This is a genomic window from Pimelobacter sp. 30-1, assembly GCF_018831735.1.
Taxonomy (GTDB): domain Bacteria; phylum Actinomycetota; class Actinomycetes; order Propionibacteriales; family Nocardioidaceae; genus Nocardioides.
In genome coordinates this window covers 1-25,246 of the sequence record NZ_NHTS01000015.1, presented here as the reverse complement: position 1 = coordinate 25,246, position 25,246 = coordinate 1, and the positions used below count along the sequence as shown (strand labels likewise).

The window sequence follows — 25,246 nt, the reverse complement described above, 5'->3', positions numbered from 1 at the left end:
AAGGGGGGACGCGGCGCTAGGGATGGATCAGTCCCCTGGGGGCCTCCTTCGTTGGGAGGTCAGCGCTGAGCTTGTGGTCCTGGTCGCTGCACTGCTTGAACGGCCCGTCCGGGCTGCACAGAGCGCTCATGGTCGGATCCGCGAAGTCGCGCCACCACACGGCTGCTCCCGTCGTGGGGTCTTGACGCAACGTCTCGAACGCCTTCCACAGGGCTTCGAGCCGTGAGACCGCCTCGGGGTGCTCCCACCAGGTCGAGCACCACCGGAAGCCGGTGATCTGGCTTCCGATCGGACGCGCGTAGACGATCGCGAGGAAGTTCGGCACGAAGGCGTAAACGCTGTCGAACAGGTCAGCCGGCGCCTCGGCGCTCACCTCGGTCTCGAGGTTCGGCTCGACCTGGTCGACCTGGTCGACCGCGGCGGCGAGCTCGTCGTCGACTCTCGCCAGCCGGCGCTCCAGCGCCTCCACGGATCGTCCGGCGCGCACGAGCGCGCGGCCACGCTTCGCGACATCCTCGCGGGCCACGACCGCAGCGACGTCGTCGTGGAGAGCCGCGTCGTCGACGACGCCGGCCATCACGGCCCGGCGCTTCGTCTCCGCGATCGCGAGGTCGCCCTCGGCGTCTGCGACCTTGTCGAGCGCCTCGAGGAGCTTCGCGCGCAGTGTCGCTGCGGAGTCGTCGAGCTGGTCGCGGTGCGCGGCCAGCTCGAGGTAGGTCTCGAGCGGCACACGACGCCGAGTACCGCCGTTGGCAGACTCCGCCGCCGGCGGGGCGCCGATGCCGCTGTCCTTCTCGTCGACCAGGTCGACGAGGCCCGCGAGGAGGTCCTCGTCAGCCCCGTTCTCGTTGGAGGTCATTCGCCGATCGCCTTCACGTTCCACGGGCTCGCGCTGTCGGCGCCCGGGGCGGCGCCTGCAGGTGAGGCCGCCGGCGACGACCGATGCTGGTACTTGGCTTGCGACGACTCGATAAGCGGAACCAGCTCGGGTCGTTCGAACCACGGCTGCGGCTCCACTAGGAGCGCGGGCATGCCGGACGCGAACAACACGGCTCGCTTGTCGAGCTCACGGAGCTGGCCGATCGTCAGGATCGTCCGCTCCTCCGTTGACGTGCTGACGCTGACGCTGCTCCTGTTGCCGGCCCGGCCGGGCGTGTAGGACTCGCTGCGACGTAGGAGGGTGTACTGGCCGATGAGATCGCTGATGCGCTTGAGGAACCGGTCGTCGTCGACGCCGCCTCCGTAGACCTTCATGTTGGCCGCCGACCACAGCTTCTCCATGCCCTTGACGCCCCAGACCTCCTCGCCCTGGGCCCAGTTCTGCAGGATCGTCATGATGACGATTCCCATCGAGCCGAAGTAGCTGTAGTAGGAGTCGAGGTTGCGGAAGCGACAGATGTTGGCGGCCTCGTCGAGGACCGCGAGGAACGGGATCGGCAGGCGGCCGCCGTTCTCGTTCGCGCGGTCGACGAGCGCGTCGACCACCGCCACCGTGAGCGCGGCCACCAGCGGGCCGGCGCTTCCCTCCCCCTCCTTCGAGAGCGGGTAGAGGGTGTCGGTCGACGTCGCGAACTCGGCCGGGTGGAACTGGCGGTAGGTCACCCGGGCTGCGCTCTCACGCATGCTGCGCTGCAGCGTCGCGTTCGTCGCCGGGTCGGTCACCCATGCCACGAGCTCGCGGTTGCGCAGGAAGCCCATCCGCGCCCGGGCGGTCCCGTAGATGCCCTCGCGCTGCTTGTCGGGAAGGTTCGCCAGTGCGTACAACGACTGAGCCTGCAGCTCGAACCCGTTCGCGCGCAGGTGATCGACCGCGGTGTCGTTGGTCGGGGTAGCGAGCCAGCTGTAGACCACCGTCAGCTGCTCGTCACCGCAGGCGGCTGCCAAGAGCATGAGGCCGATGAGGTTCTCGGCCTCGCCGTCGAAGTAGGCGTCCGTCTTCGCGCCTTGCACGATGGCGGACGCGCAGAACTGCCCGGCCAGCTTCTCGGCCCGGGCTTCGCTGGCATCGACCCAGCCCGTCCGCGGATCACGCCGTGCGCACTTGGTCCGGCCGTCGAAGGGCGCGATGTAGGTCAGCGGGTTCCACCACCAGGTGATCGGGGTCCTCGCGATCCCCTGGGGGTCGAACGTCCAGACTTCGCCGAACGTCTCACGCGTCTCGCGGGTCGCGAACACCACGTCGGGCTTGTTCGAGGTCGCCAGCACGGCCGCCGGAGCGGCCATGATCGCCGGGATGGCGTACGCCGTCGACTTCATCGTCCGAGGGCCGGCGACCACCACGATCATGTACTCCCAGTTGGAGTACAGCCACACCTTCCATGGAAGGGCTCGCCCCATCGGAACACCCGGAGCGGACTCCGCCGGAACGCCGAGTCGCTCCGCGACCGCCCGGGCGCCGGCTTCCGTCAGCGGAGCGAGGTCACGCCGGCTCGACATCCGCAGGGCAGCGTCGTCGTGCCGCTTGCGGCCGCGGCGCCTGACCCCGACGCGGCGCGCCACGAGGAGAACGAGAGCGAACAGCAGTAGCCCGAACCCGACCGCGACCGCGGTCGCCTCAACGGGCCAGGGCGTCTTGCCTGAGGCCAAGTCCGCCAGCAGGCGCGCCGGATTAGCCGGGGGCACCGGCTCCCCGGCCAGCGCGGCACCCGTGTGGGCGGAGATCCACACGACGCCGACGACCAGGACGACGAGCCCCAGGGCGCCGAACCTGAGGATGTTCATTCGGCGGTAGCTGGTCGCGTCCAGCTCGCGGCGGTCAGCCATGGACCTATCCCTTCTCCGAGCCGGCGCCGAAGCCGGCGCCGATCTTCTTGCCCACGTTGGCGGCCAGCCAGGGTGAGGGGTTGATGTTGTCCTCGTAGATCGACCCGTTGCGCGGGTGGACCTCGAAGTGCAGGTGGCAGCCCGTAGGGCCGCTGACGTTGCCCTCGGCACCCACCTCACCGATCTGCTGGCCGGCGGCCACCAGCTGGCCTTCCTTGACCGTGACCTTCTGCATGTGGGCATACCAGGTGGTCAGGCTCGAGGGACCGGTACTGACCTTGACCAGTTGGGGGCCCGCCCAGCTGCTGTTGCGGTCGATCACGACCTTGCCGGCGGTCGCGGCGTACACCGGAACCCCGCAGGGCACCGAGAAGTCGGTGCCGGTGTGCTTGGAGGCCCAGCTGCCGCCGGTGCCGCCCCAGTTCTTCCGGTCCGTGCCTCGCATGCTCGCGGGAACCGGCCACGTGACGGCCCCGCCCGTCACGCCGGCAGCGAGCGCGACCTGGTCGCACTCGTTGGTCGCACCGCCCAGCATCGCCGCGGCGATCGCGTCGGAACCGGTGATCGCCTGGAACAGGCGCACGGCGCCCTCCCAGTACTTCTCGTAGTGGTACGGGTCGGCGTTGCGCTGGGTCGTGTGTGCGGCGATCGTCGGTGGCATCTTCTGCCAGCCGGGCACCCGCAGCAGTGCCTTGTAGAACATCAGCGCCGAACGGCGCGGATCCATCCGGTCCGCGTAGGTGCCCCACGCTCCGTTGTCGCGTTGCTGGAACAGCCCCCGGCTGTCGGGTCCGGCGGCATCGCCGTAGTCGATGACGCGCAGTCCGGACTCGCCCATCGCCGTCATGACGGCGATCGCCTGGGCTCGAGCGGGCGCCCCGAGCTCGCGGCCAGCCGCGACGATCGCCACGGCGTTGCGGACTTGCTCGGCGGTGAAGCCCGGCACTGTCGGCACGCCGCCGGCTCGCGGCGCCGCACCGGACGCCTGCAGGGCGACCGGAGCGATCCGATTCCGGCTGGAATCGGCCGTACCGGCGCCGCCCTTGCCGCCGCCCTTCCCGGTGCCCTTGCCGTTGCCTCCGGCCTCGGGCGACTTGTCGCCGGCCATCGCGAACTGGCCGATCAGCATCGGGTGATCGGAGTTCATCGGCCGCGTGGCCTGTTTGACGGGCTGGGCGCCGGAGGGCTGGTAGAAGATGTAGTCGATCGACGCGTTGATCGCCCCGAGAGCGTCCCGCGTCGAGCGCATGCCCAGCTGGCCGAGCATTGTGCGCGGCCCCCAGGGGTCGTTGGCGGTGTACTGGCTGTTGAAGTCGCCGGCGACGAACACCGGTCCGCTCGTCGAGAGCTGCTTGACCAGCGCCTGGATCCGCTCCATTCCCTCCCGGTACAGGACCTGACGACGGGCCCGGTCCGGACCGAACCGCGCCGGGTTGACCATGTGGTGCGCCGACACCATCGAGGCCTGGCCACCGTCGGCATCGCGCACCGTCACCCACGTCACGGCCCGGCCGTCATCGGTGCTCCGCGGGCCGCTGCGCACGATCACGACCGACCCACCCGCTACCCGGGTCCACCGATCCGTGCGCCACAGCACCGCGGTGGAGCGGAACTGGGCGCGCGTCGACCGGGGCATGTCGCCGGGCAGCTCGTTGCGCTGCAACGTGTATCCCGCCGGCGTGATCGCTCCATCCGAGCGCAAGCCCTGCTCGTTGAGCGACACGAAGTCGGGACGCTGAGCGACGACGCTGCCCAGGTCCGCACTGAACCGCGGGCCTGGCAGGTTGTACTTGATGTTCGCCTGGACGACGGTCATCGATCCTTCCGGGGCGGACCCGGGGCCGGCGACGGCGTCACCCGGCCAGGTCGTGCACGCCGCGGCGTCGATCTCCTCCTGGGCCGAGAACAGGCCCCCGATCAGGACCAGCAGGCCGATCAGTAGGCCACCCGCTGCCGCGGCCGCCACTCCCCCGCGGCTGTTCACGGTGTGTCCGACGGGAAGTAGATCCGTGAGACCAGCCACGGCGAGTGTCCCGAAGGCCGCGAGAGTCGCAGGGTGAACGTGCCCTGATCAGTCGGGACCTCGACCGACGTCGACGTCTCCACCGTCGAGGCGATCACCGTCAGCGGCCCCAAGATCTTCAGCCGAGGCACTTGTGCCGGATCCGTCGCTGCGTAGGCCTGCTTCCCCTGCGCGTTCAGGAGCGGCTCGACGCGGGACCACCAGGCGCCGTAGGACAGCTCGGTGCTCGTCCACGCGCTCATGAACCGCTCAGCCGACCGGACCGGGTCGAGCTGCTCGGCGCTGCCGGTCGGCGGGTTCTCCTCGTGCACGTGGCCTCCGGCCGACGACGGCGCCGTGCTCGTCGACGGCGACCCCTTCGGCTCACCGTCCGACGTGCTGCAGCCGGTACCCGCGGCCGCCAGCACTGCGGCGATCGCCGCCGCGGCGAGCCCGCGGCCCGCTCGCCGGCCAGCGCGTCGACGGAGCTCCCTGATCGTCACGCAGCAACCCAGCGTGAGTTCGTGTCGTGCAGCTCCTTCTCCAGCTGCGTCAGCTGCATCTGCACCGGGATCCCGGCCCGCTCGCCGACCTTGAGCAGCACCTTGCCCGCACCCGGAGGCGGCGCTGGACGAGACAGGCCGGTCTCCGGGTCGACGACCATCCGCGCCTGCCAGCCCGCCGGCGTCGACCAGCCCGACACGGTGCGGATCTCCTTCTCGCTCATCCGCTTGACCTCGGAGAGCTCGCGCAGATCCGGCACCGCCAGTCCGGCGGTCACGATGATGCCCGAGCGCTCGGCGAAGCCGCGCGCCTTCATGTTGTCAGCCTCGGAGCCGAGCGAGGAGTGGTCCTTCAATGAGTGGGTCACGAAGATGTTGCCCTGCGCGTCGTTGCGCTGCAGACGAGTGATCCTGTCGGCTTTGTCGACGAGGTTCGCGCCGGGAAGCCGCATCCCGCGCCACATCTCGTCCATCACGGTGTTCACGTAGATCTGCGCCAGCAGCCCCGCGTCGGTGAGCGCGTTCGCGGCTTCGATCGTCGAGAACACCTCCGACCAGCACGCCAGCATCACTGCTGCCAGCTCGTCGTCCGGCTTCTTCTGCATCACCTGCAGGTCGACGTTGACTGCCGGCGAGTCCAGCCGGACCCGCTCGCTGGTCTGGCCCGAGAGCATCGTGCCCAAAGGGCCCTCCAGCAGGGCCTGCAGCGACCGGTTGAGGTCCTTGGTCTCGCGCCAGTAGTCCTTCTCGTCGTCGGCCAGGATCGACGTGACCAGCCCGCGCGTCGGGTTCTGCAGCAGCTTCACCAGGTCAGGGAGCACGGGGGGCGGCGCCTTGGTGCGCTGGTGGTCGTCGATCATCAGCGCGATCGCGCGGCGTAGGAGCCCCCGCTCCCAGTCCTCGACCGACCGGCGCCGCACGATCTGGATCAGCGTCACGACCATGTCGAGCGCCCGGTCGACGGCGAGCGCCTGGTGCGCCTCTCCGCGTTCGCCGCCGATGCGGCGTGCCGCCTCGAGCATCGCGCCCTGGTCGAGGATGTTCAGGTGCTGGCCGCTGCCGAAGTTCAGCACCTGACCACCGAGTGCCCGCACGATCGGCGTGTACTCGCCCTTGAGGTCGCCGGCAACGACGTTGACGATCCCGCGATCGGCCAGGCCCAGCATCTGCCGCACGACGAACGAGCTCTTGCCCAGGCCGTTGAGCCCGTAGACGCTCATCGAGGCCGACGAGATCAGCCCAGCCTGGAAGTAGGCGAACGCGTCGCCGCACACCGTTGCGCCGGTCTCCATGTCGGGCCCCAGCGGCGTGCCGATGTTCGGGCGCGCCGACGCAGCCGCGAACGGCCACAAGCCGCATACCTGCACGGTCGTGCCGCGGTACGCCTGAGGGGTCGGGAGTACCCGCCAGCGGCCCCCGCCGCGGCCCTTGAAGCCCCGAGGACCACGCGGGTTCACAGCTGCTCCCGGATCGAGTCCGGAACGACCGTGTGCTCCCACGGTACGAAGCCCACCGGGAGCGTCGCAGCGAAGGCTGCAGCCTGCGAGCCGTAGCTGCGCCGCAGTCCCATCAGGACCGCGGCCGCGTTGCTCTCGATCGTCGAGACCGCCTGGTCCAGGTCGCCGCGATCGTCGGCCAGGACGGTCGCGGTGATCAGCGCGTAGAACCGCGTCATCCCGGCACCGCCGGCCACCTCATCGCGCGATCGCTCGGTGGCGTTCACCTTGCGCTTGGAGCGGGCGCTGATCCTCTTCTTGCCCTGGTCGGCGTTGAACACCGCGGCGTCGACGTCGTTCTCAGAGACCTCTGCCGCCTCTGCCGGCGTGTGCGGCCGGTAGATCAGGGCCACCCGCTTGCGCGCGAAGTCGCTTCGCGGCGCCAGCAGCGCGGTGAAGGAACGTTCGGTGACGGCCGCTCGGGGAGCCTCCAGCATCTCCCAGGTCACCGACCGGCCCGAGTCGTGGAGGAACTCGCCCCACGACTCTTGCGACGCGACGGGGCCGGCGTCGGCCCACGGGACCGAGTCGGTGTAGCCGGCCAGCGAGGCCTGCTCGAGGAACGGCTGCGTCGCCGGGTCGTAGGCGACCCGAACGATCGCTGCCAGCTCCGCCGCCTTGACCATGCTCACCGCACCGCCACCGGCCTCGGCGAGCCGAGCCCGCAGGTTCGGGACCCGGCGCGCGAGCTCGGAGAGGATCACGTCCTCCTTGCCCTTGCGGTTCAGCATCCGGCCGCGGAACGTGAGCTCGACGTAGGTCACGTTCTCGCTCGAGGTGGCAGGGGCCGCGGCGACGACCTGGTCGATGATCGTGCGCGCGATTGCTGGCGCCCCCTCGGCTCGACCCGACTCGACCATGGTCGCCAGGCGGCCGCCAGGGTCCGGCGCGGTGTCGGTGATGGCCTTGCCACAGACCAGCGCCGGCTCGTGGCCCATCGCGGCCAGGACATGCGAGTACGACGCCACCCACGCGTTGATCTGCTGCTGATCCTGCATCGACGGGCCGTCAGCGACACACTTGACCACGACGGTGTACTGGCCGCCCATCCGCGGGTTCTTCACCACGGCGAACCGCTCGCCGTGCTCGCCGAAGGCGTCCGAGCGCTCCAGGACGCGAAGCGTCCCGAGCATGCCCGGCAGCCTGCATTCCGGCTGACTGTTGCGACTGAACACGCCACTCCTCCACTGATGCTCACCCTGGGCGCGACCGACCAGGAATCCGATGCGCTGCCCGATCCGTCGCGCGGTCCGCGTCGTCGACAAGAAGCCGAGCGTTGCCAGCCCGCCGACGATCGCGCCGGTCATGACGCCGCCGGCGATCAGGGCGATCGCCGTGACACACATGGCGACCAGCAGGACGGCGGTGCCGATCGAACCGCTTCCCTTCAACCCCGACGAGCGTTGCTCGATGAAGTTGCCGTACAGCGGCCGCTCCTGAGTCATCTCGCTCACGAGTCAGCCCTCCCTGCGCCGGACGGACCGTCGTCGACCACCTCGTCGGCCTGCGACCCCAGCTGGCGCCCGACGCCGCTCCCCGCCTGAAGATTCGACGCGGCACCTCCAATACTGCGACCGCCCCCCGAGGAGCCCTTCGGCGCGGGGCCACTCGACTGCGATCCGCCCGCCTGGTCCAGGGAACCGCCGCTGGCCAGGTCCCCCGTGCCGCCCGCGTCGGCGCCCGACGGGCCCGACGACGTATCCGGGGCGCCCATGGCGGCGCTCTGCTCGCCGATCGATCCGCCGGCATCGGCGCCCGAGGGGCTGGAGCCCTCCTCGCCGCCCGTCAGGCCGGAGGCCTCTGCGCCGCCCGTCTTGGACGGGCCGGCCCCGCCGGCTCCGCCTGGTCCACCGCCTGAGCCGGGCCGCGTCGGTGCGCTGCCCCCTCCTCCGCCTGCCGGCGACGGCGGACCCGTGGGCGCGACACCAGCGGGACCGGCACCTGAGGGCAGCGCCGTCGAGCCGGAGTTGCCGAGGAACCCGCCGGCGCCCGAGCTCCCGGCTCCCGCCATCGCGGTGCTGCCGCCCGTAGCCGCCATGGCGCCAAGGGCCGCGGCGGCCCCCACGGCAGCACCAGCCAGCGCGCCGGCGTTCGCGCCGCCGAGCGACGCGGTCACCGGCGCCACCAACGAGTGGAGCCCCTTCAGTGCGAACACCGACAGGGCCATGAGCGCAATCCCGGACAGCTGCGACCACAAGTCATCGGAACTGGCGGCCCTGAACGCCATCGCGTAGATGACCGCCGCGACCGGCTTGTAGAGGATGAAGGCGACCAGCCAGCTGATCTGCTTCTCGTAGGCCTGCCGGCCCATCTTCGTTCCCGACGCCGCGGCCGCCAAGGTGACGGTGCTGGTCAGGATGATCACGATGCCGTTGCGGCACACCATGATCAACAGCTGGATCAGCTGTGTCAGCAGAACCAGGATGGCCAGCACCAACAAGAACCCTGGGGCGACGGCAACGCCAGCCTGGAACACCTCGAGCGACAAGTCGAGATCGGCCTTGTCGAGGATCCACTTCGAGAACTCGTCGGAAGCCTCAAGCCCGATCGACACCGAGAAGCCCGCGATGCTCGACACCACGACCGTCCGAACCAACGTCTCCGCCAGGTTCACCGCGTCGCTCGATCGCGCGTAGATCGCCAGGCGGATCCCGCTGTAGATCATGGTTCCCACCACGGTCGCGGCGATGACGTACGTCAGGTGCGCGTCGAGCCACTGCACCGGCGACTTGTCGCTCGTCACGTCAGGGTCCGGAGCCTTGAGCCAGAGCGTCATGATCTTCTCGATCGTCCAGTTCGCGGCGTCGACCATCTTCTGGATGAAGCCGTCGAACGCCGAGTCGGCCAGACCCCCAGCGGCGTCGGAGACGCCCCCCTTGACGCCGTCAACGATCGTGCCGGGAAGATCCTTGATCTCACCTCCCCAGCAGCTCAGGTCCAGCGGCTCGCACGCCACGGCTATGCCCCCTCGCCGAACGCCACGAAGCCCGTGAGGTCCGCCAGCGCGATCGGGACCACGCTTTCCGATCCCGGGTCAAGGCTCCAGTCACCGTTGGACCAGACGATCACGACAGGGGCGCTTCCCAGCCGCCCGCTGCCCGGTCCCTCTGTCACCCGGATCGCGATGTCGAGGGTCGCTCGGTTTGTGGTGTAGTCGGTCATTCGGAAGCCCGCGATCTCGACACCGGACTGGTCCTTGCCGTACTTCGCGGAGCCGTTGAGCGCGAAGAACACCGCCCCCATCGGCGAGTGGGCGAAGCAACTGCGATCTTTGCCACCGCTGCTCACCTCACCCGGACCGAAGGCAGCGCTGCGCGGGAGGGCGATCCCGTTGACGACCTCCCAGGTCACGTCGGCCGGAGCCGCGGTGGGAACCGTCTGGTCTCCGTCAGGGAGTCCGCACGTCGACGACGACGTGGCGCCGGACGAGCCGGACGGGGAAGGCGTCGGACCAGCGTCCGGGTCGTCACCGCCCGTTCCGATGAGCAGGAACGCGACCAGGGCGACCAGGGCGACTACGGCCGCAGCAAGGCTGAGCACGGTAGCCCGTACCCAGCCGGGGGTGTCTTCCTCGAAGAGCGGCATCGATCGAGTCCTACGCGAGGAAGAAGCCGGCGATCGACGAGGCGGCGCCGATCACGATGGCGCCCGCCGCGACCTTCCAGAGCCTGTCCTGGCCCTCGCGGCCACCGTGGCCGGAGCCGTTGCCGAGAGCGAGCATGATGCCCGCGATGATGAAGCCCGCCACGACCGCGGCGATCCCTCCCCACTTCAGCAGGCCCAGGAGCAGGTCGACCTTGTCCTGAAGCCCCGAGGGGGCTTGCGGCTTGGGGTCCGGTACAGGCCCGGCGAACGCGGCAACGGGGACACCCGCAACCGCCAGCACTGCCAGCAGCGAGCTCGTCATCATGCGGCGGATAAGGGTCTTCATCGGTGCTCCTTCAAGCTGACAGCGGCCGCCACCGTGGCGGCCGCTTCGACGGCGGCGTTCTGTCGTTGGTACGGGGTCTCCCGCCACGACCGAACCCACGGCACCCGCACCAGCTGCGGGACCGTGGAGGACAGCTCATAGATCCGCTCGCGTACCGCCTTGGGCGGCTTGGTGGCGATATCGGCTACCACCACCAGCGCGACGATCTTTAGGCCGGCCGCGGATCCTGACGCGGCTTCGGCCAACATCCGTGCAGCCGCCGCGACGCCGGCGGCGTCGCTGCGGCACACCAGAGCGACCGCTGCTGGCCAGCCCATGCCGGGGTCTGGCCAGCAGCTGGTCAGGTCGATACCTTCGCCGCTCGAGCGAGCGAGCGACGTCGACCCCGCTCCACCGTGGGCACTCACCCAGGTGAAAGCGGCGCCGGGCACCGGTGGCCGCCATGTCACCCGCGGCGTCCTGCGGAGCGAGGAGGGGCGCTGCGGTGCGTGCACCGCGAACTCCTCCGCCACCTCCTCCTCGCGCGGCGGAGCCGGCTGATCGGTCACCGGCTCCGGTGCCCCGATCGCCGGCACAGACCACGGTGACGGCGGATCCTCCCCTGACCCTTTCGCACCCCGGCCACCTCGGCCGTGGTCGGGGTGAGCCCTTGCTGCGCTCATCAGCGCACGACCTCGTACAGCACGCCGCAGGCCGACGTCGCGCCGGCGACGAGGTCGCCGGTCGAGAGCGTGGTCTGCCAGACGTACCAGCCGGTGTTGGCCGACGAGCTGATCGCGGCGTTGCCCATGTTGACCTTGCCGTTGCCCGAGACGTTGCGGGTCTGATTCTTGCTGGCGACGCGCTTGGACTCGACGCAGCGAGCGTTGTCCTTGTTCACGAAGGGCCCGTAGAGCCTCGACACCAGGCTGTGCCCCTCGGCTCGGTCGAAGCCGCTGACCACCACGTCGACATCGAAGCCCTGACCGACCTTCACGGTCCGGGACCGTCCCGCGGGCCGGTCCTGCGCGACCGCGGCCTGCTTGATGACCCGAACCGAGGCGCCGCACGTCGAGGCAGCCGTGCTCAGCTCGTTGCCGGTCACGGCGACGCCCCAGCGGTAGTAGCCCGACTTGGGAGGCAGCCACGACGGCAGCGCGAAGCGGCCGTTGCTGCTCATCGACGTCGACGACGTGTACGCCCGGGGGGCGTTGCAGTTGGTCGCCGAGGTATCGAACGGACCGTAGGCGCTGCGAGCGACTGTCCTCGTCCCCGAGCCGCCGTCGACGGTGTAGGTGCCAGCGAGGGGCTGGCCCACCCGCAGCGTCGCGCTGCCGTTGGCCACCACGACGGTCTGAGCGCCCGAGGCGCGCACCGGCGTGCTGGCCTCGACGGCCGCCAGGCGACCTGCGACGGCGACCTTCGACGCGCGCTTGTTCTTCGGACTGCGCACCGTCAGGCGCCACTCAGGAACTCGATCGGCGCGTGCCGTCGCCCTCGTCACGCCGGCAGTCGTGACGTTGAAGTACGTCGTAGCGGTCCCCGAGCTGTCGGTGTAGGCCACCGGCGACGAGCCGCCGTAGCTGAAGGTCACCGGGACGTTCGCGAGACCGTGCCCCGTGGCCGACTTGATGGTGAAGACCACCTTCGTCGCGGACCCGACTGGAGCCGTCGTCGACGACATGCTCACGGGGTACGGGCCCGCCAGGCGGCCGCAGTTCGCCAGCATCGTCTTCGCGTACGAGCGTACGTACTTCGAGCTGCCGGCTTGACGGATGCGCTGCGCACCCCGTGCCTTGGTGATCCGCCACTTCCCACCCTTGAGCAGGTGGTAGGTCGTCGCGTCCACCGCGGCCGCCTGGATGTTGTCCTTGCGAGCGCCGTAGGTGGCCAGCACGCAGGCCGCGACGCTCGTGCGACGAGCCGACGGCTTCGCCTTCGCTCCGTTGAGGTCGGCGACGGTCGCCGGTTCTCCGTAGCCCGACTTGACGTTCCGCTTCGTGGGCTCGATGCGGTACACCCGCTGGCCGCCTACCTTGCGGCCTCCGATCCACGCCGAATCGGCCTGCTTGCCGGCCTTGATGCGGTAGCCCGCCCAGGCTCCGCCCGCAGCGGCCTCCGCGGAGGCCGCCCGGATGCCCTCGGTCACCAGCGCCAGCGTCAGCGCCACGGTCACCGTGACCAGCAGGATCGACGTCCATCGGTGCCGGCGCGACACGAGCCCCCAGCGCAGCAGCACCAGGAGCACGAGGCCTTGGCCGACACCGATCAGGACCGTGCTGGCGAGGAGCAGGACGACCTCCGCGGACGATCCGGCGTCGAGATGCCGCGCCCCGGACAGTACGCCGACACCGACCGCCGCCAGCGCGGCGCCCGCAAGAATCCACGGCAGCCCGGCTGGCGTCGTCAGCCGCTCCGCGAAGAGCGAGCGGTCCTCGCCGGGCAGATCGGGTGTGTTCCTCATTAGTTCTTCCTTCCCCCATAGGCCCCTCGGAGCCCTCGAAACGTGCACTTGGTCGACCCGCTCACGGCCGCGGCCCTGGTGCGGGGTTGTCGTTGATGCCCTTCGGGCCCTTCGGCTTCTTGCCGCCGCTCCCCGAGGACCCGCCGGGACTCCCCGACCCTCCGGAGCTGCTGGATCCTCCGGGCGTCCCCGAGCCGCCCGAGCTGCTGCCCGAGCCCGTCGTGCCGGACGGCGTTCCGCTGTCGGTACGCGGCGGAGCCGCTACCCGCAGCGCCCCGCTCACCGGCGCCGCGCCATCGACGATCACCTTCCAGCTCGCTCGCCCTGCGGGCAGACCGCGGACCGCGACCGTGGTCCAACGCTCGCGGAGGACCAGCGAGCGGCGCACGGACTTGCCGGGGCCGGCCGGGTCGATCACGACGACCACGTGCGCCGGCCGACGCGTCGCGCGGATCCGCAGCTCGGCAGTACCAACGCGAGCGTGAGCGCGCACCGTCACGACCTGAGGTGCAGGCGGTGCGGTCGTCTCAATAGATGCCGGCGCCGATGGCGCCGCCGGCTCACTGCTGCTCGGAGCGGACACCCCGCGCGTCGTCCCCGCGGTCGGAGCATCCTTGTCCTCGCCCCCGGCGAGGAGCGCTGCGCCTACGGCAGCGAGCGCCAGAACCACGGTCGCCGCGGCCACCGCCGCCAGGACTGGTCGGCCGACAGAGAGTCGCCGCGCAGGTCGGCCGACGGCGGCGCCCGCCACCGGTAGGTCGACGGGACCGGGTACGACCGGCTCGTCGACCGGGACGTCGACCGGGACGTCGACCGGGACGTCGACCGGGACGTCGACCGGGACGTCGACCGGGACGTCGACCGGGACGTCGACCGGCTCGTCGACCGGGACGTCGACCGCGACGTCGCGTGTGAAGTTGATGATCGAGGCCAGTGTTGCCGCTTCCTCGTCGGCGACCTCTGCCGCCGGCACGGCGACGTCAACGTGGACGTCCCTGAGGTCCTCGAGGTCCTCGACGACCTGGACGTCGCTGGTGGTCCCGTCGGGGTGAACGACCAAGTTCACCCGAGCTGCCGCGTCGACCGCGATCGCGCGTACGGGCCGGCCGAGAACCTGAGCTACCCGCTCTGCGGCGGCGTGAACGCCGACCTCATGCAGAGACCGGGTGCCGTCGTGGTCCACGAGGTCACCGTTGACACGGACCTCGAAGCCTTTGATCTCGATGAGAACCACGGGCGTGGGCGCCACGGGGCTCATCGCTCGGCCGTCCGGACGGTAGCGCGCAGCGAGGCGCAAGCCTGATTCTTCACCCGAGATCCTTCTGCCTTAGTCCGCCAGCTCCGAGGCACGTGCCGCCGACATTGGAACGAACTGTAAGCACGCCGGCAAGGACGCGCCCCTGCGTTTCCGCTGGCAGGACCTTGACCACCGAGGTCTTCTCATCTGTCCTACTCCCTCCCCCATGGCGGTCTTCGCAGTCACGACTCACGCCCACGTTCGTTGCCGGGAGCGTTCCCATCACGCCGTCTTCCCGGTCCGAGGCTGTTTCAACGTAACACAAAGTCCGGTTTAGACCGATCTTAATTCGTCGATCGCCAGCACTCACGGTGCCGGCGGCCGGGCTACACGCCAGAGTGGCGCCGCCGAGCTGAGGGAGCTCGGCGGCGCCGTGGCGGTCGGAGGCACTGCGACGGGAGCGACCGTCACCAGCGAGGAGGGGCTCGCCGGGCAGTCCGATCAGTCGTGGCCTCGCGACCATCGTCCGGGGCGGCGGGATCGCCCCGGGACGTGCATAGCCTGTGGTGCTCACGACGCGAGCCGCCTCCTCGCCGTCGCGGTGAACGCGACGAACAGCACCGTGCCGACGCTGAGCGCCGCCGCCACCACCGGCACCAGGGCGGCTGCAATGAGTCCCATCCCAGCGACCACCACGGCCGCGATCGCCGGTGCGGCGCCGCGCCAGCGCGTGCTCGCGCCGGCGGGCGTCCGCAGCTCAGCCCGCGGGCTCATCGGGGACCCACCAGGCGCGCGGTCACCGTGACGTTGTGCGTGTAGTGGTAGAACCCCGACGCGTAGACGCGTTTGCGCGCGCACGAGACGAGGTTGATCGTCCTCGGGCCGTCGTGGCGCCAGATTCGCTCGGGCAGGCTCGCGGTCCGCCTGGTGAAGGTCTTCCCCACGACCCGGAACACCTTGCGCTGTCCGTCGACGGTCCACACGATCCGTGCACCGCGGCGCAGCCGCTCGATCGACGCGAACGCACCAGGTCGCCCCGCGCCGTCGGCGACGTGGGCGACCAGGATGCTCGAGCCCGTCCTTGCCGACCACGGCCGCGAGCCGCGCCAGCGGCCCACGACGTCGACGTTTGCCGGCACCGCGACGGCGCCGGCGTGCATGCCGACCGTCCGTACCGGGGCCTGCACCCGCAGCGCCCGGATGCTCAGCGTCGCCGAGCTCGCGGCACGGTCGGTCGTCGACGCGACGACCCCAGGCGCCGACCGCGTCGGGCCTGCGGTGGCCGCGGGGGCCGGAGCGGCCGTCAGCACCAGGCTGACGACCACCCCGACCATCCCCACGAACCCGAGGAGCGCAACCCCACGACCGAGGGCCAGCCGGACCCGGGCCAGAACCCGGTACATGAGGCTGCTGTTCATCGGCTCCTACCTCAGAACGGGTGGTAGGCGCCGACGGACTTGGCCGCGACGGTCCGGGCGAAACCGGCCGGGCCGGTCGGGATGTCGGGACGACGCGGCTTCTTCACCAGCGACGTCTGCGACTTCTTGCCCGGCTTGTGCTCGTGGGGGTAGTTCGTCGTCGACTCGTTGACCGACTCGCCGTAGGTGTAGCAGCCCGCGGCCTTGAGCTTCTTCGAGAGCCGGGTCTTGTACTTGCCGTTCTTCGTGGCGATGAACGAGCCCTTGTCGACGACCTTGGCGCGCGCCTTGGGCCGATCCCAGTTGACCTTCTTGCAGGAGCCGTTGACCGGCTTCATCGGCCCGTAGAGAGTCCAGTAGACGCGGACCTGGACGCCGGGCAGGAGGCCGGTGACCCAGACCGTGTCGTAGAGGCGGCCCTCGGTGTTGGCGATCTGGCGCGAGACCAGGGTCTTGACCGCCGGAGCGGCCTTGTCGACGACCGTGGTCTGCGTGACGTGGCCGACCGGGTGCTCGACGTCCTCGACGACGTCGTTGCCGATCAGGCGCTCGCCGTAGGAGTAGCAGCCACGGGCCTGGAACGGCTTGCTGACCGGTGTGGTGATCGGACCGTTGCCGGTGGCGGTCACGGTGCCCTCGTCGAACACGGGCGCGTCGACCCAGGCCGAGACGGGCAGGTCGCACTTGCCGTTGACGGCGTCGACCGGACCGTAGAAGGTCCAGGCGATCTCGACGCTCTGACCGGGCAGCAGGTCGGAGACCTCGATGGTGTCGAACGTCGTTCCGCCGACGACCACCTTCTGCGCCGAGATCTGCGTGCGGACCTTGGGCAGGTTCTTGTCCGCGAGCGTGGTCTGCGAGACCTGACCCACGGGGTGCGAGTACGGCGCGACCTCGTCGTTGGCGAGGATCTCCTCGCCGTAGGAGTAGCAGCCGGCCGCGGGGAGCAGCACCTTCGGCGTGGTGACCTCGTGGCCGTCGACGATGTCGCCGGCGGCGACGGTGAACGGGGCGGTGGCCAGCTCGCCGGCGCCGGTCCAGTCGACGCCCTCGCAGGAGCCGTCGATCGGGGCGACCGGACCGACGACGGTCCAGGTGCCCTGGAGGTCCTGGGTGAGCGGCTCGTCGTGCTCGGGCACGGCGAGCTTGATCGTGTCGGAGACCTCGTCGCCAGCGCGGCTGCGCTGCGCGGAGATCTGCGTCGCCGCGGTGACCTCGAGCAGCGGGTGCGAGACGAGGGTGGTCTCCTGGACGATGCCGCACGGCGTGGTCACCGCGGTGGTGTCCGCGGTCGCCGGCAGCGAGATCACCCAGGTGTAGTAGCCCTCGTCGGTGACCGAGACGTTCGGGGTCGGGTACGTGTTCGATCCGTTCACCGGGAACGTCACGGTCTTGGCGAGCTGCGCAGCCTGGCAGTCCGCCGCCGCCGGCTGGGCGGCGTAGGGGCCGTACAGGCGGGCCGTGGCGGTCATCGTGGTCCCGGCCGGGACGTTGCGGATCTGGACGTTGTCGTGGAACTCGACACCGGGCTCGACGATCTTGCTCGACGTCGCCGTCGCGATCTCCGGGAGACCGGCCCCGACCTCACCGGAGAGGCGCAGCTGCGCCGTGTCGGCTTCCTTCTCTGCGATCCAGCCGCGCTGGATGCCGTTGTTCGGCGGGTCGAAGAGCTTGCCCTCGCCGGCGGGGCCGACGATCGAGCCGTTGATCGCCAGGGTGCCGGTCTTGCGCGCGGTGATCGTGAACGCGACGTTGCGGTCGCCCAGGCTGGTCACCGTCGTGGGACCGGAGACCCGGTCGTTGTAGGTGAGGGTGATCTTCGCGCCCGGGACGCGCTTGCCCGCGGACGAGACGACCGAGGCCTGCAGGGTGCGAGTCTGGCCGACCTTGATGTCGGCGGTGCTGCCGGTCAGCTGGAGCGTCCAGGGGCCGTAGTAGGCCGAGGCCTTGTTCCACATCACCCGCGCGCGGCGGATGACGTCGGCCGGGACGGCGCCCTGGCCGGGGACCTCGTCGCCGACGCGCAGGTTGCCGGGGAGCTGGCCCTTGGTGTCGGACATGACCAGGCGGATCAGGTAGTGGATCGCCGCGGAGTCGGTGTCCCCGGCGCCGGCGGCGTACTCGAGGATCACGTAGTTGAGTGCAGAGCGCTCCTGCTTGCGGATCGCCTTGCCGTACTGGCTCTTGAGGTCCTTGGTCGACTTGATCGGCGCCGTCGCGGGCAGGCGGGAGTCCTTGCCCTTGTCGATGCAGAAGAAGATTCGGCCCTTCGGGTTGACCAGGCTTCCCAGCCAGGTCACCCGGCCGTCAGCGAAGCGGACGCAGACGCCGTTCTTCAGGTTCGGGTCGTAGGGGCGGCAGTCGGCCTTCGGGGCCATCTTGGCCGCGACCCGGGCGCTGGGCGCCGACGCCTTAGCGGCCACCGGGGCGGCCGTCGACGAGGACAGGCTGACCAGCGACAGACCGCTGAGCATGAGCGTCAGCGTCAACGCCGTGGTCAGCACGCGAACCGCACGACGCCAGGTGAGGCGCGGCGGGGGGTGAAGGTGGAACACTATTCGGGTCCTCTCTCAAGGGGATGGACCCCGCCACCCGAGCTGATGCCGGCAAGCTCTGTTCTCGGGTGGCGGGGGTTCTTCAGTTGTCCGACCTAACGTCGCAGCACCCGAGCTGCGTTGCGACGAATGCGTCGGGGCCCTGCGGGCACGCGGTCGCGGCCCCAGCAGGGAGTCCTCAGCGCGGCGTTCAGCCGGCGATGTTCGAGCAGTCCGCGCTCGTCGCCCGGTAGGCGACGGCCCAGGTCTCGCTCTCGGTGGAGTAGGCCAGGCCGATGCCAGCCCAGACGTCGAACGGCGACAGCAGCGTGGCCCGGTGGCCAGGCGAGTTCATCCACCAGTTGACGACCCAGGTCGCGATCTCGGACGGCGTGCCGTTCGATCCCCAGTGGAGGTTCTCGGAATAGCCCGGCGAGAACCCGTCGAGTGGCGGGTTGCACCCGAGCCCGCCGAGGTCAGCGCGGAACCCGGCCACGGGGTCGGTGTCGTGCTCGAACGGACCGTCCTTCGTCTGCTCCGCCCAGTCGTCAGCCAGAGGCTCGGCCGCCGCGAGGTACTTCATCGGGGCCAGCCCCTCCCCCGCACGTCGCGCGTTCACCTCGGCGAACACCGCGGCGCGCACAGCGGCCTTGTCGACCTGGGCGCCGAGCAGCTTCGACAGCTCGCGCTGTGCGTTGGCACGCGCGCCGGCATCGAGCGCACGGATGGTCAGAGTCCGGCCCTCGATGCGGGCCGAGGTCACTGCGGTCTTTCGCGCGGCCTTCTTCGCGCGCGTGACCTTTCGGTTCTTGGCGACCGCGCTCTTCGCGGTCGACCGGGACGTGGCCGGGCGCATGGTCAGCGTGACCGGCTCCGGCGCGGATGCGCCGTCGGTGCAGCGGTCGACCACGCCGGTCACCTTGTAGGTGCCGGTCGTCGACACGTGCACCGTCGCCGTGGCGCGGACCTTGTACGTGCGCCCGGCCTTGCGGACCTTGAACCGCAGCCGCTGCGGGTACGAGCTCACGAGCCACGACACGCCCTTGACGGTCGTTACCGTCGCCGACGGGGTGCACGCCGGATCGGCCGCCGCCCGGCCCGGCGCAGCAATTCCGACGAGTACGCCGGTCGTCAGTGCGAGCAACAGGGCAACCGCGACCGCCCGCGTCCCCGAGATCCTCCCCGTGATCGTCACAGACCTCAACGTAGGTGAACTTGTCACGACTTGCCACTCCTTTGCGGAGGTCCCTCCCGCAGGGCCCCGTGATCTATCTCCCATGGGCAGAGGCGTAATGGCCTCCCTTGCTACGGACACCCCTAGCCCCCGATCCCCTTACGACGTTTCGGCGAGGAAAAACGTTGCCCCGCTTGAACTTTCCATCCGTGTTTGGCGGCGGTGGGCCGGGCGACTCCCCCAGGAGATCGCCCGGCCCCACCGGGTGCGGCATGCCGTCCGCACCGACAAAGCGACGTCGTTCCCCCGCGGACCCGTACCCCCATCACGAGCTACCTCGACCGCGGGACGCCTCTCCGTCCCCCCGCCCTCGCCAGCAGGTCAGGAACTACTGGCAGGACGAGGAACACACGGTACCATTAATCGCGTGTTAAAGACGTCAATGTGCCTAACGATCTGCCCGGACCTCCTCACCGGCACAATGTCGGGGTGCCCGTCGTCATCCGACCCGATCCCCCGCTCCCGATGAGCGTCGCGATCGCCACCCGAGTCTTCGGCTCGGAGGTCCTGGTGGCTCTCATCCGGCACTACCGCGAATCGCCCGGACCCCAGATCGAGGCCGCGCAGGCGCTGAACCTGCCTCCTCAGCTCATCTCTGCGAACACCCGCATCCTCATCAACTTCGGCGTCGTCATCGGGGATCCGCCCGGCCGAGGCCGGCGCGCGGGCCGCTACGTCGTCGACGAAGAGCGCGTCCAGCTGCTCCTTGCTGAGCTCGCCGCTTACGTCGGCGCCGGCAAGAGCGACCCGCGTACCTAGTCCAGAGTCCAAAGGGCCGGCTCGATCCCCTTCTCAGGGCGCGACACGCCCACGAATTGCAGATGCATCCAATTTCGCGGGCGCAGCGGAAGGATTCTGGGAAATGCATTCGCCCAAGTTCGGAGGTGGCACACCATGGCCGCAGTGAAGGGTCGCCGACGTCGGTCGAACGACGAGGTCCTCACCGTCCCGATGCAGGGCCGCGTGCCCGTCGCCACGCGCGAGAAGGCACGTTCGGTCGCAGACTCCCTCGGGGTCTCCATGGCCCAGTACCTCACCCAGCTCATCGCCAACGACGAGCTCGACGAGCACGGCCGCCCCCTATGGTGGCAGGAGCAGGACCCGGCCCAGGGAGAGCTGCCCCTGACCGGATGACACCGCGGGCCCAACGGCCCCCAAAAATGACTGAAGGACCACCCGCGGCATCGGATGGCCCCTAGTCAAGAAGTCGAGCTACCAACTCGGCCCCTATAAGCCCACTCATTGCGTTAGAGGAGGCGGCTTTGTGCTGCCCACGATAGCACCCCTGGCGACCCCAAAACCAGCGGTCGCGGACCTCAGCGACCGCGTGTCGCGGAGCCTTTGCCCGGCACCCACCGCCCGGCAGGCCACGGCGTGAGCACGCCCACGAGCGGTACCGCCTCGGCGGCAGGACGCACGCGCGAGCGCGGCGACCGTCTCGACGATCTGCTCTTCGACCCCGCCGCATGGTTCGCGATCAACGCGGACAACCAGCGGATCCCCCGCCTGGTCGTGCCGACTCTCGACCGTGGTCTCGAGCTCGTCGACACCGGCGACGTCGCCACGATCGTCGGCAGGCTCCGCCCCGACATCGCCGTGGTCGACGTCGACCTCGCCGGCTACCGAGGCCACCAGGTCAGCAACGCGATCGCCAGCTGGTGCACCTCCCGCGGGCTCTGGCACCTCCTGCGCCCCTCCGGCGGCGAGGACGGCCGCACGCACGTCTTCGTGCACACCGCGGCCGCCGAGGACCTCGACGGCCCTGACGGCCTGGCCGCGCTCGTCACCGAACTCCGAGCCTCCCTTCGCGCCAGCGCGAAGGCGATCGACCTTCGTCGCTCCGGCCACATCCGCCCGCTGTCGGCACCCCACCGCACGGGCGCCGTGACCCGTCCGCACGGCGACCTCCGCGCCGCAGGGCGCCGTCTCATGACCGCCCGACGTGCTGCCAGGGCTGCGCAGCCACTCCTCGAGGCCACCTCAACTTCGCCGTCGACCAGCACCCCGGCCGCGTCGCTGCCGGCGTCCGCCACGGCACCCGACCGCGTACGTTCTGAGCACCGGCGCGGACGCTCCTCCGCCCGGACCAGCCGGAGCAGCCGGGGCGCCGTCACCGCCCTCGCACCCCGCCCGCGCACCCTGCGGCCCCTCCCCGAGGCCTGGGCCCGGTACCTGGCCACCGGCCAGCTCCCCGCGATCGGCGGCACCGACCACTCGCGCTCGACCTATGAGGCGATCGCCACCAAGCAGCTCCTCCGAGCAGGACACAGCGCGGAGAGCGCCTGGGCGGCGATCACCGCAGCCCACTCGGCTGCGATGACGCGAGCACGGGGCAACCGTCGTCGCTGGACCGCCTGGGTCTGGAACCCCGCCGTCGACGACGACAACGCCCAGCCCCCGCCCTCGCCGGCGCGGCCCAGCGCGAGCGCCGCCACCGAGGCCTCGTCAGCGTCCAGCCGCTCGGTGGTCCTCGACTGCTCGCCAGAGGTCGCCACCGCCGTCAGCCAGGCCCGTCAGCGCATCACCGCGCTCGCCTGGACCCTCCCGGTCCGCCAGCGACCCGCGGTCCTGCTCGTCGGTCACCACGTCCTGGACCGGATGGAGCGCGACAACAGCACCTCCATCCCTGTCCCTGAGCGCGATCTCGTCCTCGACACCGGCCTGGGCGACCGCAAGACCATCCGCCGCTGCCTCCGCGCCCTCAGCGGCCCCGGCAGCACCGATGCTCCCGCCGTCGGGCAGCTCGACGCCAGCGCCTTCGACACCGCCAACAGGGCGAGCTCGTCCTTCGAGTTCAGCATCCCGACCGACAACGACGCCCCCTCCCCGGCAGGGGTGCGGCAAATCCCCCCACCTAGGTGTCACACCCCCCTCCCCCGCGGCACCTGGAGCCCCCTGCCCGCCTCCGCCCACAGCCTCTGGCGGGCCCTCGACCCCGACCAGCCGTACACCGTCGACGAGGTCGCCCACCGCAGCACCCTCCAGCCCGACAAGGCCGCACGGCTGACGCCGAGCCAGCGCCGGTCGACCACCGGTCTCCTCCGCCGTCTCGCGGCCGCCGGCCTGGCCAGCTGCACCCCTGCCGGGTGGGTGCAGGGCGCATCCCCCACCCCCGAGCACCTCCGCACGGCAGCACGACGCCACGCAGAGCTCCAGCACCAGGTCACCGCCGAGCGCCAGGCCTACCGAGCCGCGGCTACGTCGACCTGGTCGCTCCAGCGCTCCCGCGCCCTCCACGCCGACCGCGAGCGTCACCGCACCTGGTGGACTCGCCTGGCACCCGACGAGCGCCGGCGACGCAGCGCACAGTGGGCATCGACCTTCCACGCGCTCAGCGTCGACGACCAAGAACGCACCAAGACCCGTCTCGCCACCACCAGGATCGCCGCCGGCGGCAACGAACAGGCCCGACACCGTGCCTGGACCCTCGACCAGCCACCCGACCGCTTCCGACGTCGCAGCCTCCAACGCCAAGCCTGGTACGACGGCCTCGCGCCGCAGCTCCAGGCCGCTCACGTTGCCGCCTGGACACGACACCGCGACCGTTTCGGCCTCCCCCGCGCCGCGCAGATCCTCCTCGAGCGACCCGACCGCGTCGCCCACCACCTCCTGCCCGACGGCGCCGAGCGCCGCGACCAGGAGCACCTCGACCGCCAGCACCAGCCCGACCATCCCGGCCAGAACGACCAGGTCCTCTTCGAGCCACCCCAGATCGCCGGCTGACGCCAGGGGCCCCAGGTCGCTCCGTACGGCAGTGCCGCCCGCGCCGCGTTCGAACATCTGTTCTAATCTGGCCTCGTGGCGGCCAACCCACCCAAACGCGACGCCTGGCGACCCTACGAGGACATCGTCTTCGTCCTGGTCCCCAGCATCGGCCGCCTCAAGCCGAACCGCGGCGTCATCGTCGAGCGACCCGACGCACACGACCGCAAGGCCCGCGCCCTGGTCTTCTACCGCGACGACACCGGCCCCACCCCGGTCTGGAAGTTCGGCCGCTTCCGCCGCCAGGACCTCATCCTCGTGCCAGTCGACCCGAACTGGACCGGCGCTCCCCCGTCCCTGCGGCGGCCGCGGGGAGCCGACTCGCCCATCCAGCCCACTCCCCCGGGCCGCTGATTCCACCCGGAATCACCCCTAGCGCCGCCACCCCTCGACCACACGTGGACGATCCGAGCTCGACACGGCTCGGCCTCGCCCACCCCGATGGACGACGGGACCCAGTCCGGCTTCCCGCTACGGCTTCGAGCCGCCGAGTGCGCGCTCCACTGCCTGCTCTACCGCGCGCCCCACCAAGGCCTCGACGTCCAGCGGCACCGCTTCCCCGGACCCACGGCCTTCACCGACGGCCGACTCCGGCGTCTCGAGGAAGACTCGACGCCCGAACTCGCCGCGCAACGCCTCCGCCGTGCCGGCGCTCAGCTCGCCGGTGTAAGCCCGGATCGACTTCAACTGAGCCACCTTCACCGCAGCCCACCGCGCCGTCCGTAGATGCTGACTCGCCTCTCGCCCCAGATACCCGGCCAGCAGTAGGACCGGCACGCCCAGGGCAAGTCGCTTCGCCACCTGCGTTCCGGTCGCGTCGGCCGAAGCCACCGCCACCCACCCGGCGACCAGAACAGCCGCGACGAACAGTCCGATGGCGAAACCCCGAAACCAGTTCGCCGCCTCAGCCTCGTTCTTCCGCAACTTCTCGAACTCATCGCTCAATGACACCTCCGACCGGCGTCCAGCTGCTTCCTCCGCCGCATCGGCCGCGGAAGTGGCGCGCCCCGTCAGAGTTCGCATCTCCAGAACCAGCTCAAACGCGCTCTCCGACGACAGCGCCTGCTCAACCGCGGCGTCGAGAATGTCAGACTGCAACGGAGACATGGGCACGCCCGGGGCCGCCCTCACGATTTGGACCAGTCGCCTGCTCCGCTCGACGGCGTCGCGCAGTGCTGTCAGATGGGCGTCATCCAGCTCGACGGACCACTCCCAGTCGGTCAAGAACCGGTCGATCTCGTTCCAGAGTGTACTCCACAAGTCAGCGATCGAGGACGGCACTGAGTCCATCGGTGCGGGCCACCGCTCGCCGTCGTCGGTCGGGTCTTCGCGGATCAGTGCGGACAAGATCTCAACGCACGTCGACACAGCACCGAGCGCCAACCTGGTCAGTGAACGCGACCCCTCGGTTGCCTCCGAGTCCTTGATCCGCTGCTCAAGGAGCCTCCTGGTGTCGCGGAGCCCGGCCTCCATCGACAGCCGCCGGGACTCTGCCCGAATCGCCCGCTGGCGATCGTCCTCACTTCGATCGTTGGTCACGCTGCGCATTCTCTCGCGCGGACACAGCGGTTGGGCGACCTTCACGCAGGTCGAAATCGGCGACCGATTCCGGGTGGAATCGCCTCGCCCGGTCCCCTACCTGCCGCCGGGCGCCCCGACCACCGGCTACCGCGCCCACGGCCGCGCCAGGAGCGCGGAGCGCGTGCCACGTCACCAAGTCCTAGATGCGCGAGCGGTACCGCGGGATAGAGCCCGCTCCTCGGAGCCGAGCCCCTCCCCTCCTCGCCGGCGGCTTCAACACCGCGGTTCGACAACCCTGATTCCACCCGGAATCGCTCAACCACCCCCGCCTGATTCCGGGTGGAATCGCCCCTCCCCACAGGGAGGGAACGACCAGGGCCCGACCGACAGAGGGTCGGGAAC

The 25,246-nt window shown here is 70.4% G+C and carries 21 protein-coding genes; 4 read left to right on the top strand and 17 right to left on the bottom strand.

Annotated elements, in window-relative coordinates:
* Positions 1-16 precede the first annotated feature (16 nt).
* From CCO04_RS26275 to CCO04_RS29390, 16 genes are all read right to left on the bottom strand, one after another.
* Complete coding sequence (locus tag CCO04_RS26275; protein WP_215817148.1) at positions 17-859, bottom strand: DUF4913 domain-containing protein; 843 nt, start codon at positions 857-859, stop codon at positions 17-19.
* A complete protein-coding gene (locus CCO04_RS26270) occupies positions 856-2,763 on the bottom strand; it encodes a type IV secretory system conjugative DNA transfer family protein (RefSeq protein ID WP_215817147.1) in 1,908 nt (635 codons plus the stop codon). The genes CCO04_RS26275 and CCO04_RS26270 overlap by 4 nt, the downstream gene beginning before the upstream one ends.
* A gap of 4 nt (positions 2,764-2,767) precedes the next feature.
* Positions 2,768-4,747 carry a peptidoglycan DD-metalloendopeptidase family protein gene (locus CCO04_RS26265; protein WP_215817146.1) on the bottom strand — a complete coding sequence of 660 codons (1,980 nt, stop codon included), beginning with the start codon at positions 4,745-4,747 and terminating at the stop codon, positions 2,768-2,770.
* The gene (locus CCO04_RS26260) at positions 4,744-5,028 is read right to left on the bottom strand and encodes a hypothetical protein (RefSeq protein ID WP_215817145.1); all 285 of its coding nucleotides are present in this window, start codon (positions 5,026-5,028) and stop codon (positions 4,744-4,746) included. Before CCO04_RS26260 ends, CCO04_RS26265 begins: the two co-directional genes overlap by 4 nt.
* A 236-nt stretch (positions 5,029-5,264) precedes the next feature.
* Entirely contained in the window at positions 5,265-6,620 is a 1,356-nt protein-coding gene (locus CCO04_RS26255) for a hypothetical protein (RefSeq protein WP_215817144.1), read from the bottom strand.
* 101 nt (positions 6,621-6,721) lie between these two features.
* Positions 6,722-8,209, bottom strand: coding sequence for an SCO6880 family protein (locus CCO04_RS26250; protein ID WP_374197030.1), 1,488 nt, complete (start codon positions 8,207-8,209; stop codon positions 6,722-6,724).
* A 5-nt stretch (positions 8,210-8,214) separates the two neighbouring features.
* Entirely contained in the window at positions 8,215-9,720 is a 1,506-nt protein-coding gene (locus CCO04_RS26245) for a hypothetical protein (protein WP_215817142.1), read from the bottom strand.
* A 2-nt stretch (positions 9,721-9,722) separates the two neighbouring features.
* On the bottom strand, positions 9,723-10,349 hold the full coding sequence (locus tag CCO04_RS26240; protein ID WP_215817141.1) for a hypothetical protein: 627 nt from the start codon (positions 10,347-10,349) through the stop codon (positions 9,723-9,725).
* A gap of 10 nt (positions 10,350-10,359) precedes the next feature.
* A complete protein-coding gene (locus tag CCO04_RS26235; RefSeq protein WP_215817140.1) occupies positions 10,360-10,695 on the bottom strand; it encodes a hypothetical protein in 336 nt (111 codons plus the stop codon).
* A complete protein-coding gene (locus tag CCO04_RS26230; RefSeq protein WP_215817139.1) occupies positions 10,692-11,243 on the bottom strand; it encodes a DUF6668 family protein in 552 nt (183 codons plus the stop codon). The genes CCO04_RS26235 and CCO04_RS26230 overlap by 4 nt, the downstream gene beginning before the upstream one ends.
* Positions 11,244-11,356: 113 nt before the next feature.
* Complete coding sequence (locus CCO04_RS26225; protein ID WP_215817138.1) at positions 11,357-13,138, bottom strand: Ig-like domain-containing protein; 1,782 nt, start codon at positions 13,136-13,138, stop codon at positions 11,357-11,359.
* A 61-nt stretch (positions 13,139-13,199) separates the two neighbouring features.
* Positions 13,200-14,204: a hypothetical protein gene (locus tag CCO04_RS26220; RefSeq protein ID WP_215817137.1), complete on the bottom strand. Its 1,005-nt coding sequence runs from the start codon at positions 14,202-14,204 to the stop codon at positions 13,200-13,202.
* Positions 14,205-14,945: 741 nt separating this feature from the next.
* Positions 14,946-15,149: a hypothetical protein gene (locus CCO04_RS26215; RefSeq protein ID WP_215817136.1), complete on the bottom strand. Its 204-nt coding sequence runs from the start codon at positions 15,147-15,149 to the stop codon at positions 14,946-14,948.
* Entirely contained in the window at positions 15,146-15,793 is a 648-nt protein-coding gene (locus tag CCO04_RS26210; protein WP_215817135.1) for a class F sortase, read from the bottom strand. Before CCO04_RS26210 ends, CCO04_RS26215 begins: the two co-directional genes overlap by 4 nt.
* Positions 15,794-15,804: 11 nt before the next feature.
* Positions 15,805-18,348 (bottom strand): hypothetical protein, encoded by a 2,544-nt coding sequence (locus CCO04_RS26205; RefSeq protein ID WP_215817134.1) that lies wholly within the window; start codon positions 18,346-18,348, stop codon positions 15,805-15,807.
* Positions 18,349-18,538: 190 nt separating this feature from the next.
* Positions 18,539-19,522 (bottom strand): CAP domain-containing protein, encoded by a 984-nt coding sequence (locus CCO04_RS29390; protein WP_215817133.1) that lies wholly within the window; start codon positions 19,520-19,522, stop codon positions 18,539-18,541.
* Positions 19,523-20,026: 504 nt separating this feature from the next.
* Between CCO04_RS29390 and CCO04_RS26195 the strand changes: the two genes are divergently transcribed.
* The 4 genes from CCO04_RS26195 (at position 20,027) to CCO04_RS26180 (ending at position 23,677) form a co-directional block, all read left to right on the top strand.
* Positions 20,027-20,320, top strand: coding sequence for a hypothetical protein (locus tag CCO04_RS26195; RefSeq protein WP_215817132.1), 294 nt, complete (start codon positions 20,027-20,029; stop codon positions 20,318-20,320).
* Positions 20,321-20,455: 135 nt separating this feature from the next.
* Positions 20,456-20,695 carry a hypothetical protein gene (locus CCO04_RS26190; protein WP_215817131.1) on the top strand — a complete coding sequence of 80 codons (240 nt, stop codon included), beginning with the start codon at positions 20,456-20,458 and terminating at the stop codon, positions 20,693-20,695.
* A gap of 240 nt (positions 20,696-20,935) precedes the next feature.
* The gene (locus CCO04_RS26185) at positions 20,936-23,284 is read left to right on the top strand and encodes a hypothetical protein (RefSeq protein ID WP_215817130.1); all 2,349 of its coding nucleotides are present in this window, start codon (positions 20,936-20,938) and stop codon (positions 23,282-23,284) included.
* 75 nt (positions 23,285-23,359) lie between these two features.
* Positions 23,360-23,677 (top strand): hypothetical protein, encoded by a 318-nt coding sequence (locus CCO04_RS26180; protein WP_215817129.1) that lies wholly within the window; start codon positions 23,360-23,362, stop codon positions 23,675-23,677.
* Between the two features lie 117 nt (positions 23,678-23,794).
* On the opposite strand, the gene CCO04_RS26175 is transcribed toward CCO04_RS26180, so the two are convergent.
* On the bottom strand, positions 23,795-24,862 hold the full coding sequence (locus CCO04_RS26175) for a hypothetical protein (RefSeq protein WP_215817128.1): 1,068 nt from the start codon (positions 24,860-24,862) through the stop codon (positions 23,795-23,797).
* Positions 24,863-25,246 lie beyond the last annotated feature (384 nt).

Bases quoted from the DNA above. Each gene is read 5' to 3' on its own strand.
- CCO04_RS26240 (WP_215817141.1), bottom strand. From the start codon at position 10,349: ATGCCGCTCTTCGAGGAAGACACCCCCGGCTGGGTACGGGCTACCGTG.
- CCO04_RS26215 (WP_215817136.1), bottom strand. From the start codon at position 15,149: ATGAGCCCGCGGGCTGAGCTGCGGACGCCCGCCGGCGCGAGCACGCGC.
- CCO04_RS26195 (WP_215817132.1), top strand. From the start codon at position 20,027: ATGAGCGTCGCGATCGCCACCCGAGTCTTCGGCTCGGAGGTCCTGGTG.
- CCO04_RS26225 (WP_215817138.1), bottom strand. From the start codon at position 13,138: ATGAGGAACACACCCGATCTGCCCGGCGAGGACCGCTCGCTCTTCGCG.
- CCO04_RS26250 (WP_374197030.1), bottom strand. From the start codon at position 8,209: ATGACTCAGGAGCGGCCGCTGTACGGCAACTTCATCGAGCAACGCTCG.
- CCO04_RS26275 (WP_215817148.1), bottom strand. From the start codon at position 859: ATGACCTCCAACGAGAACGGGGCTGACGAGGACCTCCTCGCGGGCCTC.
- CCO04_RS26210 (WP_215817135.1), bottom strand. From the start codon at position 15,793: ATGAACAGCAGCCTCATGTACCGGGTTCTGGCCCGGGTCCGGCTGGCC.
- CCO04_RS26190 (WP_215817131.1), top strand. From the start codon at position 20,456: ATGGCCGCAGTGAAGGGTCGCCGACGTCGGTCGAACGACGAGGTCCTC.
- CCO04_RS26235 (WP_215817140.1), bottom strand. From the start codon at position 10,695: ATGAAGACCCTTATCCGCCGCATGATGACGAGCTCGCTGCTGGCAGTG.
- CCO04_RS26260 (WP_215817145.1), bottom strand. From the start codon at position 5,028: ATGAGCGCGTGGACGAGCACCGAGCTGTCCTACGGCGCCTGGTGGTCC.
- CCO04_RS26270 (WP_215817147.1), bottom strand. From the start codon at position 2,763: ATGGCTGACCGCCGCGAGCTGGACGCGACCAGCTACCGCCGAATGAAC.